This is a genomic window from uncultured Caballeronia sp. (assembly GCF_964243625.1).
Lineage (GTDB): Bacteria > Pseudomonadota > Gammaproteobacteria > Burkholderiales > Burkholderiaceae > Caballeronia.
Window position 1 is genome coordinate 1 of record NZ_CAXTGZ010000106.1, and the last position, 14,710, is coordinate 14,710.

Below are 14,710 nucleotides of genomic sequence, written 5' to 3' on the forward strand. Positions count from 1 at the left end.
GCCAGCGCGTCGCGCTCGCGCGCGCCATGGTGTTCGAGCAGCAACTGATCCTGATGGACGAACCACTCTCGGCGCTCGACAAACAATTGCGCGAAACCATGCAGATCGAACTGCGGCGCCTGCACAGGAAACTCGAGGCGACCATCGTCTACGTAACACACGACCAGCGTGAAGCGCTGACCATGAGCGACCGCGTCGCCGTGATGCGCAACGGCAAACTGGTGCAGATCGACACCCCCGAGCGTCTCTACGACCGGCCTTGCGACGCTTTCGTCGCGAGTTTCATCGGCGAAGCGTCCATGTTGCCCGTCACGCGTGCAGGAGAAGACGCCGTGATGCTCGGCAACACGCTGTTGCGCACGGCACATCCGCTGCCGCATGGCGACACGCTCCTGCTTGCAGTGCAGACGGAGAAACTCGTCATCGATACCGCGCTGAACCACTCCGGCGTGAACCGGCTTGTCTGTCGCGTCACTGAAGTGCTGTATCAGGGCGAAAGCCTGCGCGTGTTCGCAACGCTTGCCGACGGCACGGCCATCAGCCTGCGTCAACCCGGCAGTCATGACGCACGTCAGCGCATCCCGGCTGCGGGCGCGCAAATGACGGTCGTGCTCGATCCGCAGGACACCATCGTCGTGCCTGGCTGAATCTTTCCAACGCGTATTGCGCAGGCTCAACGCGTGTTATTTGACGAACTATAGAGGATTACGAAATGAAACTGACGGACTTCAAGGTGTTGACGTTTGATGTGGTGGGAACGCTGATCGACTTCGAGCGGGGCGTGCTGGCTTCCGTGAGGCGTCTCGGTGGCGACGCGGCCCGCGACCTCACCGACGACCAGATCTTCGAGCCGTACATGCGTGGCCGTGCGGCTTTTCCAGGCCGTTCGAGCAAGGCGATGTCGAAGGTCTACCAGTCGCTTGCGAATGAACTCGGCCTGCCCTCGGACGATCAGACCGCTGCCGCGTTTCAGCGCGACGTGCTCGACTGGCCCGCTTTCGAGGATTCGGTCGCAGCATTGAAGCGCTTGCGCAAGCACTTCCGGCTCGTCGCGATGACCAATGCGGACCGCGTCGCACTGTCGTCGTACGCACACACGCTCGGCGATCCGTTCGACGATACCGTCTGCTGTGACGAGACGGGCGTCGCAAAACCGAATCCGCAATTCTTCGCCTACAACCGCGGCCGGCAAGCCGCGTTCGGCTACAAGTTCGGCGAGATCCTGCATACAGCGCAAAGCCAGTATCACGATATCGGCGTCGCGACCGAACTTGGTTATTCGACATGCTGGATCGAGCGGCGTCAGGGACAAAAAGGATTCGGCGCAACGCCCACGCCCGATGCCGTGACAACGCCGACCTTCACGTTCGCGACGCTTGGCGCGCTCGCGGACGCGGTCGAAGCAGAAGCGCGCGCAGCATGATGAACACGCCGCCGGCACGGCCGCTTGCGCCATCGTTATGGCGGGCCATGGCGGGTCCGGAACCCGTGCCGCGCGCCCCGCTTGCAAGCGATATCGACACCGATGTCGCAATTATCGGCGCGGGGTATTCGGGTTTGTCGGCGGCGCATGCGTTGCATGAACGCGGCGTGCGGGCGGTCGTGCTCGACGCCAATCCGGTCGGCTGGGGGGCAAGCGGGCGTAATGGCGGCGTAGTGTCGTCGAAGTTTCGCTTGTCGTTTCCGGCCATCGAGCGCATGCACGGACTCGAAGCCGCACGCACGATGCACCGGCTCGCGCATGACGGCGTGCGCATGGTGGAAAGGTTAATCGATGAATTCAAGCTCGAAAACGCGCGCTTCGAACATACCGGAAGCCTGCGGTGCGCCCATACCGAACGTGCATTGCAAGGCATCCGCGCGGAGGCCGACTGGGTGCGCACGCAACTGGGCGACACCTCCATGTCCGTGCTGTCGCGTGCCGAGACGCAGCACGAGACCGGCTCCAAAGCGTTTGTCGGCAGTGTGCTGAGTGCCGACGCCGGCACGATTCTTCCGCTTCACTACATTCGTGGCATGGCCGACGGGCTGACGCAACGCAACGTCGACATTCATGAAAATACCCCTGTGCTGGACATGCATCGCCTGGACGGCGGTGCGGGCGCGATCCTGCGTACGCCGAATGCAACCGTGCGGGCAAAGCAGGTGATTGTCGGGACGAACGCATACTCGAACCTGACGCCTGCGACATCGGACTATCAGCGCGAACTCGTGCCGTTTCGCAGCGCGATGATAGCGACAGCCCGTCTGTCTCCCGAACTCGATGCCCGCTTGATGGCGAATCGCCGGAGTTATACGGAAACCCGGCGCATGATGAAGTGGTTCCGCAAGGTCGATGGCCGCATGTTGTTCGGTGGCCGCGACGCGTTTGGCAAGGAAGGGCAGACCACGGGTTTCGACGCACTGCAGCGCGCCATGGCCGGGCTGTTTCCGGAACTCGCGGACGTGCCGGTGGAGTATCAGTGGTCGGGATATGTAGGCATGACTTTCAATTCGTTGCCGCATGTAGGACGCAGCGACGACGTCACGACTTTTTGTCTGGGCTATAACGGAGCAGGCATTGCAATGGCGAGCCTGCTGGGTCAGCATGCGGCGGCGCTCGCGCTGGGCGAGCGGCCGGAGTTGTCGCTGCTGGCTTCAGCCGGGCTCGATCCCGTGCCGTTTCATTCGTTGCGCGCGCCGGGGGTTCGCCTCGTCGCTGCGTGGTACCAGTTCCTCGACGCCGTAGGTGCATGATGTCAATCGCCAACCGGATTCTTTCAGGGCAGGGCACGAGCGTCATCGCGCGCTCCGATCCCTTTCGGCAATACCAGCGTCGCGAAGACCGGACGATGTGGCTGCTGATGACGCCCGCGCTCGTCGTAATCGTGTTGCTGCTGGTGGTGCCGCTCGTGTGGCTGTCGTGGCAGTCCATCTGGAATCACGGCTTCACGCTCGCGAATTACGAGCGGGTGTTCACCGGCGTGTATCTCGATACCTTCCTGCTGACGTTCAAGCTCAGCTTTATCGTGACGGTCATTACGTTGTTGCTGGGTTATCCGGTCGCTTACCTCGCCGCGTCCGTCTCGCCCAGATTCAGCACGCTGATCCTCGGCATGGTGATCCTGCCGTTCTGGACCAGCGTGCTCGTGCGTACCTACGCCTGGCTCGTCTTGCTGCAGCGCACCGGAGTGGTCAACAAGCTGCTGATGGCGAGCGGCCTGACCGACCACCCGCTGCAACTCGGCTACAACCAGATCGGTACGGTAATCGCCATGGTGCACATCCTGCTGCCGTTCATGGTGCTGCCGCTCTATTCCGCGATGCAGAAGATCCCCGCGAACCTCTCGCATGCCGGCGCGAGCCTCGGCGGCTCGCCACTGCACGTTTTCTTGCGGGTGTTCCTGCCGTTGTCCATGAGCGGCGTGATCGCGGGCGTGACGCTCGTTTTCATCCTGTGCCTCGGCTTCTATATCACGCCCGAACTCATGGGCGGCGGCAAGTCGGTGATGGTGTCCATGGTCGTGAGCCGCAATGTGGAGATCTATAACAGCTGGGGCGCGGCGAGTGCAGTCAGCGTGGTCCTGCTGGTCTGCGTGTTCGCCATCTTTTATGCGGCGAGCCGCGTAGTGCCGCTCGAAAAGACATTGGGGGCAAAATGAACCGGCTCTCTTTCGCACGCGTGGCGCTGGCAGCCGGAGTGGTCGTGATCCTCGTCTTCCTGATGGTGCCGATCCTGATCGTCGTGCCGCTGTCGTTCTCCGACACCCGCTTCATGACCTTCCCGCCACCCGGATATTCCCTGCGCTGGTATTACACGTTCTTCGGCAATTCCGCTTGGATAGACGCGGCCCGCACCACGCTGATTGCTTCTGTGTGCGCGTCGCTGCTGGCCACGCCATTGGGCGTGGCTGCCGCCTACGCCATCCAGAACGGGACGCACCGGTTCATGCGGTACATGCGGACCTTGCTGATGCTGCCGTTGATGGTGCCGATCATCATCGTGGCGGTCGGGGTTTTCTTCGTGTACTCGCAGGCCGGTTACGTGAATACACTTGGCGGCCTGATCCTCGCCGATACCATGCTCGGGCTGCCGTATGTCCTGATCGCGGTCGGCGCGGATCTTCGCACTTTCGATCCCACGCAGGAAATGGTGGCGCGCAGTCTCGGCATGAACCGGTTTCGCAGCTTCATGACGGTCACGCTGCCGCAGATCCGCTCGAGCGTGATCTCGGCTGCGGTGTTCGTCTTCATTCAGGCGCTCGATGAAACCGTAGTGGCGCTGTTCGTTTCAGGAGGCGCCAACCAGACGCTGACGCGCCGCATGTTCGTCACGCTGCGCGACGAAATCGATCCGACCATTGCCGCGATCAGCACCATGCTGACGGCGATCACGTTATGCCTCGTGATGATCATGGTGGTGAGCCGGAAGTCGGCCGCGCGTGTTTGAGTGCATCAACCAAGAGGTCATTTCGATGAATCACGCGTTGCAGTTTTATATCGGCGGCGAGTGGGTGGAACCGCTGGGGTCGACCCGGCTTGGCGTGATCGATCCATGCACGGAGGAGCCATTCGCTGAGATCGCCATGGCAACACCGGCCGATATCGACCGCGCGGTGGCCGCGGCCCGTCATGCGTTCGCCTCGTTTTCGGCGACATCGCCCGACGAGCGGCTTGCGCTGATCCGCAAGATCCTGGCCGCCTATGCGGACCGCTACGAAGAAATGGCGCTCGTCATTTCACGCGAAATCGGCGCGCCGCGCGCGCTTGCGCATGGCTGGCAAGCGGGACTCGGCACGCGCCATCTGAAGGAACTGATCCGCACATGCGAGGCGTTTGTCTGGCAGCGCATGAAAGGCACGACGCTGATCACGCACGAGCCGATAGGCGTGGCCGCGTTGATCACGCCATGGAACTGGCCGATCAACCAGATTGTCTGCAAGGTCGCGCCTGCGATTGCGGCCGGTTGCACGATGGTGCTCAAACCAAGCGAAGTGTCTCCGCTCAATGCGCTCCTGTTTGCTGAGGTGCTCGACGCTGCAGGGGTACCTCCCGGGGTGTTCAACCTCGTCAACGGTGACGGTCCGCTCGCCGGCGCCGCGCTGTGCAGTCATCCCGACGTGGACATGGTGTCGTTCACCGGTTCGACTCGCGCGGGTATCGAGATTGCACGGCTCGCTGCGCCCACGGTCAAGCGCGTGCATCAGGAACTGGGTGGCAAGTCCGCCAATATCATCCTCGACGATGCTGAACTTACCGCCGCGGTCACATCCGGCGTCAACGCGTGCTTTGGCAACAGCGGACAGTCGTGCAATGCGCCCACGCGCATGTTCGTGCCGGCCGCGCGTCATGCCGAAGCGGTGGCGATAGCGCGCGAGGCTGCGCAAAAGCACGTCGTCGGCGCCGCTGACGACGCACGCACGACGCTTGGTCCGGTCGTGAGCGCGGTGCAATTCGACCGCATTCAACGGCTGATCCAGCAGGGTATCGACGAAGGTGCGGACCTTGTCACGGGCGGTACCGGGCGTCCCGAAGGATTGGCGCATGGCTATTACGTGCGTCCCACCGTCTTCGCGGGCGTGCGGCCCGACATGACCATTGCCCGCGATGAAATCTTCGGCCCCGTTCTGTCGATACTCCCCTACGACGACGAAGAGCATGCCATTGCGATGGCAAACGACAGCATCTTCGGTCTCGCGGCCTATGTGCAGTCCGGTGACCGCGAGCATGCGCGACGTGTCGCGCGCCGTCTGCGCGCGGGGAGCGTGCATATCAACTACCCGGCTTGGGACGCGGGCGCACCGTTCGGCGGTTTCAGGCAATCGGGCAACGGCCGCGAGTATGGCGAGTGGGGACTTGAGGCGTTTCTTGAAGTGAAGGGCATCGTGGGATACGCAGCGTGATCACGATGCTTCATTGAGCCGGTTCCGAGCGAATCATTTCCGCGATGCGCTCGGCAATCATGATGGTCGGAATGTTGGTATTTGCGCAGGGAATGGACGGCATCAGCGATGCATCGCAGACCCGCAGGTTCTCGACGCCATAAACGAGGCCGCTTGAGCCGGTGACGGCATGCGGATCGTCACGCGCGCCCATCCGGCACGTACCCGATGGATGCCACGTGCCACCGACCGAGCGCGTGACGAATTCTGTCATTGCCCGGTCGTCTCCAAGCAGCGTCTCAAGCGTTACGCCTTGCGTGACGAGCGTCCTGATCAGCCTCGCGCGCCAGGGCCCCGCAATATCCAGCAGCACGCTCAATGCGCCGCGCTGCAAGGCGTTCCATACGCCGGGCACTGCCACCCTCGCCACACGGGGGGAATAACTCGATGGAAAAAGCGCACCGGCCCACTTGGTCATCGCCGGATCGCTCAGTGCGGTCGCGCCAAAGCGAATCGCGAGCTTGAGCCGGTCAAGATCACGCGCGTCCGACAGCATGTTGAATTCGACTTTGGGCTCATCCCGCGCATCCAATGAAACCAGTGTCACCCGTCCGCGCGAGTACGACTTGTTGACCCAGAAAAACAGCGTTCCCAGTCGATAACCTATCGAGTGCCAGCCTGAGCGGGACAGGATCGCGCCGTGCATGTCGCCGGGAACCGTTTCGGGTAATCCTGAGGAAAACCGTACGATCGCCTGTTCATGATGTTCTTCCGGAAACAGGGTGCGCGCGGACTTTTTGAGGAACGCGGATACGGCGATCGACGGATGTTCCATCAGGTTGCCGCCGACGCCCGGACGGTCCGCGATCACTTTTATTCCCAGCGCGCGAAGGTCGTCCGCGGGGCCTATGCCACTGCGCAGCAGCATCGCCGGGCTGTGGATTGCGCCTGCGCAGACGATTACATTGCGTGCCTGGATGATTTCGCCGGAACCCAGCAGCGCGCCGGTTGCGCGCGTTCCGTCAAAGAGAATGCGATCAACGCTTGTGTCTGTCCTGATTGAAAGATTCGGGCGTTGGCGGACTTGATCGGTCAGGTAGCAAACTGATGTAGGAATGCGCTCGCCTTGCTCGCTGACCGCAATCGAACCGATGAAGGAGCCATCTTCCCAGGGGCCATTCTGATCGTCGCGATTCGGATATCCCGAACGGTCCAGCACCTTCAGCACCGCGCGCACGAACGGCGAAATCCGGGCGCGCTCAGTACGCCCTATGCGGACCGGTCCATTTGTACCGTGTAGTTCACCCGTGAAATCGGTGTCCGTTTCGAGCTTGCGAAAAGCGGGCAGGCATGCCGCCCAGTTCCATCCGCTGGCGCCGAGCGATTCCCATTCATCATAGTCCGCAGGTGCGCCGCGATTGGCCATCAACGCGTTGATCGCGGAACCGCCGCCGAGGAGTCGCGCCTGTTCGTATCGGCGAGGCGAAGCGGGCGTGCTCATGCGCGCCGAAAGACGCTTCCAGAGGTTGTCGGTGTCGAGATAGGCGCGCCCCGGGTAGCGGCTTCGCACTTCGGCGGGCATGGTCGCCGCGGATATATCGCGACCGGCTTCGACGAGCATCACCTGTCTGCCGGTATCTTCGGAAAGACGCGCGGCCAGCACGCAGCCGGCCGACCCGCCGCCAAGTATCAGATGGTCGATCACGAGGTATGTGGTGCGTGGAGAAAGGCGAACGCGCCCTGTAACACGGGCGCGAGAGAATCCGGACCTACGGACGTCATTGCATGAATTTCAGCCAGCGCGCCTTCGCCTGGATGCCCGGCTCCGAGGCCCACCATTCTTCCGACATCAGCGCCTGCTTCGCTGCGTTCTCGGGCGAGCTGGGCAGTTCGGCCGCACGCTTCGCGGTGATCTTGCCGGTCTTGAACGCAGCCGGATTGCCCGGACCATAGTCGATATACAAGGGCAGGTTGGCCTGCAGGTCCGGGGACATGGCGGTGTTCAAAAACTGGATCGCGGTCGGCAAATTCGGCGCGTTCTTGAGGATGCACAACTGCGTGTTCTGCAGGATGCCGTCGTTATACGTGAAGGCGACATCGGGATTGTCCTTTTGCACGGCGCTTGCGCGACCGTTCCAGATCATTTCCATATCGACTTCGCCGTCGTGCAGCAACTGCGCCGACTGGCCGCCGGACGTCCACCAGACCGTTATGTCCGGCTTGATCTGATCGAGCTTCTTGAACGCGCGGTCCACGTCGAGCGGATAAAGCTTGTTGCGCGGGACGCCGTCGGCGAGCAGTGCCGCCTCGAGAACGGTTTGCGGATCATTGCGCAATGCGCGCGTGCCGGGGAACGCCTTCACATTCCAGAAATCCGCCCAGCTCTGCGGGACCTTCTTCAGTGACTTCTTGTTGTAGCCGATCACCGTCGAATAAAACTCGTAGGCAACAGAATAGGGCGTGCGGTATTGCTCGGGCATGGCAGCGGCGTTCGGGATCTTCGAGAAGTCGAGCTTCTCCAGAAGACCTTCTCGGCCGCCGCGCAGACAGTTCGCGGTGGGGGTATCGATCACGTCCCAGATCGGCTTGCCGGTTGCGCCCTGGGCTTTGACCGCCGGCCATGCGTCGGGGATGCTGTCCTGGTTCACTGTGATGCCGAGCAGCTTCGCGGCAGGGTCGAGAATCGCCTTGGTCTGCGCTTCCTGGTAGCTGCCGCCCTGCGAGACAAATGTGATCTGACCGGCGGCAAGTGCCGGGACGCTGGAGGCGAGAAATATCGACAGAAACAATGCGACGGGGCGTAGCGGCAGATTTTTCATCGACGTCGGTCCTGGGGTCATTGGAAGGGCAGTTGCGCGGAGTGTTCGATGTAATGATCAAGCGTGACACGGTGGCCGGACTCTAGTCGGCCGGTCCTGCCCGCGCTGAGGGAAAATATAGGGCGCCGTTATGGGCGTGGCAACGCCGGAATTGTTTGAGGGGCTATTACATGAGGTTATGAAGGCGGCTTTGTTTGTGACGTGGGAAGGGTCAAGGCTGGTCGCCGCTCAGTCAGCGCAACAGCGGTGAGCGGACGCTCGGCGGCCAGTTTGAGACATTCGACTGCCAGGACCCGCGTAAGCCAGCGGCCACTATTGCTGCGTGAGCATCAGGTTCAGGTTCTGAACCGCAGCGCCGGAGGCACCTTTGCCGAGATTATCGAAAACCGCGGATAGCAGCACATGCCCGTGCGCCGTGTTGGAAAATACGCTCAAGCGCATGTCGTCCGTACCGTTCAGCATTTGCGGATCCAGGTGCTTCAAGGCGCTTGATTCCTGCAGCGGCAAGACATGCACGTGCGTCGCCCCGCAATAGTGGCGTGTGAGGCACGCGTGTAATGTGGCGCCGTCTACGTCGGGTGCCAGCAGCCGTACATCCAGGGGCACCGTCAGCACGATGCCCTGCCGGAACGCACCATACGCAGGGACGAAGATCGGACGCTGCGCGAGTCCGGCGTGCTGCTGGATCTCCGGGGGGTGCTTATGCGCGAGTTCCAACCCATAGACCTGGTAAGAAGGCGCGTTGACGGCGCCCGGCCCCTCGTGCTCCTCCACGCCGGCGCGTCCACGTCCCGAGTAGCCGGACACCGCGTGAATGCAGACCGGATAGCTGTCTGGTATGAGCCCGGCCTGCAGCAGGGGACGCAGCAGGCCAATCGCACCGGTCGGATAGCAACCTGGGTTGGTGACCCGGCGTGCGTTTGCAATGCGTTCCGCCTGTCCCGCGGTCATCTCCGGAAATCCGTATGTCCAGCCCGGTTGTGTGCGGTGGGCGGAACTTGCGTCGATAACTCTGACGGCGGGATTGACAATGGCGTCCACCGCCTCGCGCGCGGCGGCATCGGGCAGGCAGAGTATAGCGATGTCGCAGGCGTTGATGGCGTCGGCGCGACGCTTCGGATCCTTGCGTTGCGCAGCGGGAAGCGTAAATAGCTTCAGGTCGCTTCGATCGCGAAGCCGTTCGTGGATCTGCAATCCGGTGGTGCCTTGGTCGCCGTCGATGAAAACGAGGGGAGAGCTCATGCGCGGAATACTCCGGTGACTGGGTCATGACAAAGAAAACGAACCCCAATCTTCTACGCACCGCTAGAATAGTGAAAGTTGAATTTCACAACGCTGACATTCAGTTTTTCTGAATCAGGACCCTGACATGCGAGAGATCAGCCTGGACCGCTTGCGCACTCTGGTCGCCATTGTCGACCGTGGCTCATTCGCGGACGCGGCGCGTGCGCTGCACCTGGCGCCGCCAACGGTCAGCCTGCACATCGCTGAACTGGAAAACCGCATCGGGGCTCCGCTCCTGTCACGCAAGCGCGGACATGTTCGACCGTCGGCAATAGGCGAGATGTTGGTCGCGCGCGCGCGTCGACTGCTGGCCGACGCGGAACAGGCGCTGGACGACGTTCACCGCCAGGTAGACGGGCTCGAAGGGCGCGTGCGGCTCGGTGCGTCGACCGGCGCAATCGCGCACCTGTTGCCGCAAGCGCTCGAGGTGCTGCGTCAGCACCATCCGGCTATAGACATTCAAGTTGCAGTGCTCACATCGCATGAAACGCTGTCCCGACTAGCGGACGGAACGCTGGATGTCGGGCTGGTTGCTCTGCCTCAACCCCCGATTGCGGGGCTCACAATAAAGCCTTGGCGTCGCGACCCCGTCATGGCCTTCGTGCCGGCACATTGGCAATGTCCGGCTCGCATCACGCCCAAGTGGCTCGCGGCTCAGCCGCTCATTCTCAACGACTCCACCACGCGTCTCTCGCGTCTGACTGCGGAGTGGTTTGCGACCGGCGGTCACCACCCTGCGCCACGCATCCAGCTCAACTACAACGACGCAATCAAGAGCCTGGTCGCGGCGGGTTACGGGGCAGCGCTATTGCCTCATGAAGCCACTACGCCTTTGCCCGACCGGCGCATTGCCATGCATGCGCTGCGCCCTGCGTTGTGGCGTCGCCTCGGCGTTGCACATCGTGCGGGACACGTCGAACGTTCCACGCAACACGTACTCGGTGTGTTGTGGGATCTCCGATTGGCGTAGGAAAACGCCATTTGCCGCCTAGGCACTGGTTCTCGAGCAAGCTGGACGGCAGTAAGCAAGCGACCCTTGCTTCCATAAATAGCCGTGCCGCAATCGGATGCGCCGACCCGGCAGAACAAAATAGCCTCGCCATCGGATGGCTCGCACGAAACCCGGGGGCGCCCACCCGATGGTCAACGCGACGCTCAGATGCCTTGGCCACCCGAGACTTCGATTCGCTGTGCATTCACGCAGCGGTTGTCGTTGTCGAGCAAGCTTGCAATCATCGGTCCCACGTCATCCGGCACGCCCACGCGGCCGAGCGCGGTCATGCCCGCGAAAAACTTATTGAACTCCGGTGTATCGCGCACGGCACCGCCGAAGAAATCAGTTTCAATCGCACCGGGAGCGACTACGTTGACGGCAATTCTGCGCGAGCCCAGTTCTCTTGCCATGTAGACAGTCAGGATTTCAACCGCGCCCTTTACAGCCGCGTAGGCGGACCAGCCGGGCGCCGAAACTCGCGTCAGTCCCGTCGAGAGGTTCACTATACGGCCGCCGTCCGCGAGCAATGGGAGAAGCGTTTGAGTGAGAAAAAAGACGCCCTTGAAATGCACGTCGACGAGTTTATCGAACTGCGCCTCGGTGGTTTCTTCGATTGATGCGACCTCGCCATGTCCCGCGTTGTTCACCAGATGATCGAAGCTATCGCGTTGCCAGGTCCGCAGTGTTTCGCGAAGTCGATCTGCGAAACCTGTGAAGTCTGCGACTTTTCCTGTGTCGAGCTGGAGGGCGATTGCTTTGCGACCGAGCGCGGCGATGTCTGCAACGGTGGCGTCAGCCGCTTCGCGATTGCCGAGATACGTGAGGACGACATCACCACCTTTGCGGGCAATATTCAGCGCGGCACTTCGGCCAAGACCACGGCTGCCGCCGGTCACGAGAGATATGGTATTCATTGTTGAGCCCCTGTTCGTTTGAGAATGTGAGGCTATTGTGAGCAGTGCGGCTCGTCTGCAGTAGAGAGCGCGAAAGTGTTTGATTCACAACCAAAAGTTGATGATGGTGTGAAGGGTGCGATACGAATCAGCGACGCCGCCGTACCGCACGCGGCAGGCGTGCCGCTCGCAACTTCAGTTTCCTGTTCTCTGGCGCTTTGCCATTGCATGTAACTCGGGAACAGGAACGCTGAATGTCTGACTGCTTTGCAGCCGCTCGACTGTAAAGTCGATGAAGCGACGTACACGGCCTGGCATATCGGCGCGCTGCGCGTAGTAGAGATACAGGCCCATACGCGCACTCGTGTAGCGGACCAGCAAGGGGACAAGCTCGCCTGATACCAGAAACGGCGTCGCGTTGATGCTGTCGATCTGACCAATACCCATGCCTGCCAGTACGGCCTGCATCTCGGCTTCCGGGTCGCTGCAGCAGACGGCGTAGGGCATCGCTTTCGAAATGGTTTCCGAATGCACCTGAAATTCCCATGGCATTGGGTGTCCCGTGCCAGGCTGCCTGTATCCCATACACCGATGACCGGACAGATCATCAATGCGTGTCGGCGTCGGATAGTCCTTGAGATACGCAGGCGCAGCACAAGCGAGCAACTGAACCGCGAAAAGGCGACGCGACACAACCTGCGCAGTAGGCGCATTGCCGGCCTTGAAGCCAAGATCGATCCGGTCGGCGACCACGTCCGTTGCGCGATCTTCAAGTACGAGATCAAAGGTGACGCCCGGGTAGATCTTGCTGAATGCAGCAAGCAGGGGAATCAGGACTCTGCGGCCTACCGCACCGCCCGCGCTGATGCGGATAAGTCCTTCGTTTTCGTGCGCCGCGTCCTTGACGCGATCCATCGCGGTGCGCAATCCATCCATGCTTTCGCGGACGGATTCCAGCAATCGCGATCCTTCTTCGGTAAGCGAACTTCTGCGCGTGGTCCGATGAAAGAGTCGCACGCCAAGATGTTGTTCGAGTTGCCGAACGGTTTTGCTGACAGCTTGAGGCGTCACGCCATGCGCGTGTGCGGCCTTATTAAAACTACCGCATTCGGCTGTTCGAATGAATATGGATAATGCGCGGAGTTCGTCCAATACGGGCCTCAGCAACTTGAGCGGGAAGGCATAGCGTAAACCGGAATGTCAATGACGTCCGAGAAAGAAATTGTCGTGAAGTTTTGCCTGCCGCTCCCGCGTCGGAGCCATCGCAACGGCGCGGGGCGGTAACGTCATTGGCCGGTCTGCCAGCGCAGGACCGGATGCGTCGCTCCACCAGGCATCGCCCATACGCCTGCAGGACCGAAGTCATAAGACACAAATGATGCGGGCGTGCTCATCTGAGCGGTCGTGAGCCCGCTGGATGCCGGTATGGGCGTGCCATACACGGTGCCAACCGTAGCTGCCGTCGTGTCTTTGTTCCAGTAGACGTCGTTTGTGATCGTGCCGAGATTCGTCCTTGCAATCCCTATAGGCTGATAGAACGGCTGCGTGACGAGGCCCGTCGCAAACGACTGGCTGATGGTCCCTTCGTTGACGACGACGAGTCCCGCGCCGCCACATGGCGTGCCGGCGCTCCCGCGGCAGTAGCCCTGAAGCAGGGTAGGGCTTGTCGAATACGACTGCGTGATCGATCCCAGGTTGTAGCCGACAAGGCCACCTGCGCCTTCGTTCGTATAGCCCAACGACGTTAGCGCACCAGTGGAGTACGACTGAATGATTGCGCCCACGTTTTCGCCGACGAGACCGCCGAGCATTCCGCCTGTGGTAGCGACGACCGCGCTCGACGAGCGCAGGATGGTGCCGAAATTGCCGCCCACGAGTCCGCCGGCAGTCGTTTCATCGACGTTCGTCGGTTGCGCAGGTCCCGCGTCGCCAATATTGAGGTTGCCCGATGCGCTGCCGCGGACGACCGTTCCGTAGTTGGCGCCCGCGAGCAGCCCGACATAGGCCCTCACGGAGGGACCCAGATGGCCATTGCCGTTCACGCTCAGGTCGCGCACCACCCCCTTCTCGCCAATGACGCCGAACATGCCCATTGCCCCCGGGCCGTCGCTAGCCGGGTCGCCAGCCACCAGCCGCCCAAGGGTCAGCGAACTCACCGTCTTGCTTTGCCCATCGAATTGCCCGGTAAACGGCGTGTTGATGTCGCCGAGCGGAACGTAGGAGCCGTCGCCCGTCGCACTGGCGTCGATATCCTTTCCCAACGCGTAGTTGCCGGCAAGATCGCTGGCAACACTTCTCAGGTCGCCAAGTGAATTGACAAGCTTGTAGGCGGTAACCTGCGTCAACAAACCGCTGTACGGACCGGCTTTCCACGCGCTGTTGGCGAGGATGGTGCCAGGGCTGTAGCTGCCATTCATGTCATAGAACGACCTTACGAAACCAGTGCTGCTCGACCAGTCGACCATGCCCTGGTTGGCCACGCTGCCGGCGTTGTCGATGCCCGCCGCGTCCGCGCGCAAGCTCAGGTTGCCGCTGCCGGTGTTTTTAAGTGTCGTCGCCGGCGCAATTGTCACGTTGCGAAAAGCCCCGAGCGATAACGACGCTGGCCCTTGCCACTCCAGATTCGAACCAACGGTCAGGTCGCCGCTTGCGCCATTGGTGCCGTTCGCAATGGCATCGACGGACGTTCCGGCGTTCAGGCTGCGCATGAAAGCGCCGGCGGTGGCGCTATCGACGGTGAAATTCGGCGTCGATACGTTCCAAAGTCCCGCTTGCACTGCCGCGCCGCTTTGCAACGCGAGCGTGTTGGCGAGTGCATCCACGGTGCCGCCGCTACCATCGACGTTTGTTGCCGCTATC

13 protein-coding genes are annotated in these 14,710 nt (G+C 61.7%); 7 read left to right on the top strand and 6 right to left on the bottom strand.

What is annotated here, in order from left to right:
* The 6 genes from ACFFAR_RS09850 to ACFFAR_RS09875 all read left to right on the top strand — a co-directional run.
* Positions 1-647: TOBE domain-containing protein (locus tag ACFFAR_RS09850; RefSeq protein ID WP_174362598.1), on the top strand; the 647-nt coding region annotated here is incomplete at its 5' end.
* A gap of 65 nt (positions 648-712) precedes the next feature.
* Positions 713-1,423, top strand: a complete 711-nt coding sequence (locus tag ACFFAR_RS09855; RefSeq protein WP_062001910.1) for an HAD-IA family hydrolase — start codon at positions 713-715, stop codon at positions 1,421-1,423.
* Positions 1,420-2,736, top strand: coding sequence for an FAD-dependent oxidoreductase (locus ACFFAR_RS09860; protein ID WP_174362599.1), 1,317 nt, complete (start codon positions 1,420-1,422; stop codon positions 2,734-2,736). The genes ACFFAR_RS09855 and ACFFAR_RS09860 overlap by 4 nt, the downstream gene beginning before the upstream one ends.
* The gene (locus ACFFAR_RS09865; protein ID WP_373408595.1) at positions 2,733-3,641 is read left to right on the top strand and encodes an ABC transporter permease; all 909 of its coding nucleotides are present in this window, start codon (positions 2,733-2,735) and stop codon (positions 3,639-3,641) included. The genes ACFFAR_RS09860 and ACFFAR_RS09865 overlap by 4 nt, the downstream gene beginning before the upstream one ends.
* On the top strand, positions 3,638-4,429 hold the full coding sequence (locus ACFFAR_RS09870; RefSeq protein ID WP_174362600.1) for an ABC transporter permease subunit: 792 nt from the start codon (positions 3,638-3,640) through the stop codon (positions 4,427-4,429). Before ACFFAR_RS09865 ends, ACFFAR_RS09870 begins: the two co-directional genes overlap by 4 nt.
* A gap of 25 nt (positions 4,430-4,454) precedes the next feature.
* Entirely contained in the window at positions 4,455-5,882 is a 1,428-nt protein-coding gene (locus tag ACFFAR_RS09875; protein WP_174362601.1) for an aldehyde dehydrogenase family protein, read from the top strand.
* A gap of 10 nt (positions 5,883-5,892) precedes the next feature.
* Here the strand turns inward: ACFFAR_RS09875 and ACFFAR_RS09880 are convergent, their stop codons facing one another.
* The 3 genes from ACFFAR_RS09880 to argC form a co-directional block, all read right to left on the bottom strand.
* Positions 5,893-7,566, bottom strand: a complete 1,674-nt coding sequence (locus tag ACFFAR_RS09880; RefSeq protein WP_174362602.1) for a GMC family oxidoreductase N-terminal domain-containing protein — start codon at positions 7,564-7,566, stop codon at positions 5,893-5,895.
* Positions 7,567-7,639: 73 nt separating this feature from the next.
* Positions 7,640-8,680 (bottom strand): ABC transporter substrate-binding protein, encoded by a 1,041-nt coding sequence (locus ACFFAR_RS09885; RefSeq protein WP_075357577.1) that lies wholly within the window; start codon positions 8,678-8,680, stop codon positions 7,640-7,642.
* Between the two features lie 312 nt (positions 8,681-8,992).
* Positions 8,993-9,922 carry an N-acetyl-gamma-glutamyl-phosphate reductase gene (gene argC / locus ACFFAR_RS09890; RefSeq protein ID WP_174362603.1) on the bottom strand — a complete coding sequence of 310 codons (930 nt, stop codon included), beginning with the start codon at positions 9,920-9,922 and terminating at the stop codon, positions 8,993-8,995.
* Between the two features lie 127 nt (positions 9,923-10,049).
* Between argC and ACFFAR_RS09895 the strand changes: the two genes are divergently transcribed.
* Complete coding sequence (locus ACFFAR_RS09895; RefSeq protein ID WP_174362604.1) at positions 10,050-10,934, top strand: LysR substrate-binding domain-containing protein; 885 nt, start codon at positions 10,050-10,052, stop codon at positions 10,932-10,934.
* A gap of 185 nt (positions 10,935-11,119) precedes the next feature.
* Here the strand turns inward: ACFFAR_RS09895 and ACFFAR_RS09900 are convergent, their stop codons facing one another.
* From ACFFAR_RS09900 to ACFFAR_RS09910, 3 genes are all read right to left on the bottom strand, one after another.
* Positions 11,120-11,872, bottom strand: coding sequence for an SDR family oxidoreductase (locus ACFFAR_RS09900; RefSeq protein WP_174362605.1), 753 nt, complete (start codon positions 11,870-11,872; stop codon positions 11,120-11,122).
* 174 nt (positions 11,873-12,046) lie between these two features.
* Positions 12,047-13,018: a LysR family transcriptional regulator gene (locus ACFFAR_RS09905; protein ID WP_375507822.1), complete on the bottom strand. Its 972-nt coding sequence runs from the start codon at positions 13,016-13,018 to the stop codon at positions 12,047-12,049.
* 119 nt (positions 13,019-13,137) lie between these two features.
* The coding region (locus tag ACFFAR_RS09910; protein ID WP_375507823.1) for a GLUG motif-containing protein at positions 13,138-14,710 on the bottom strand (1,573 nt) is incomplete at its 5' end.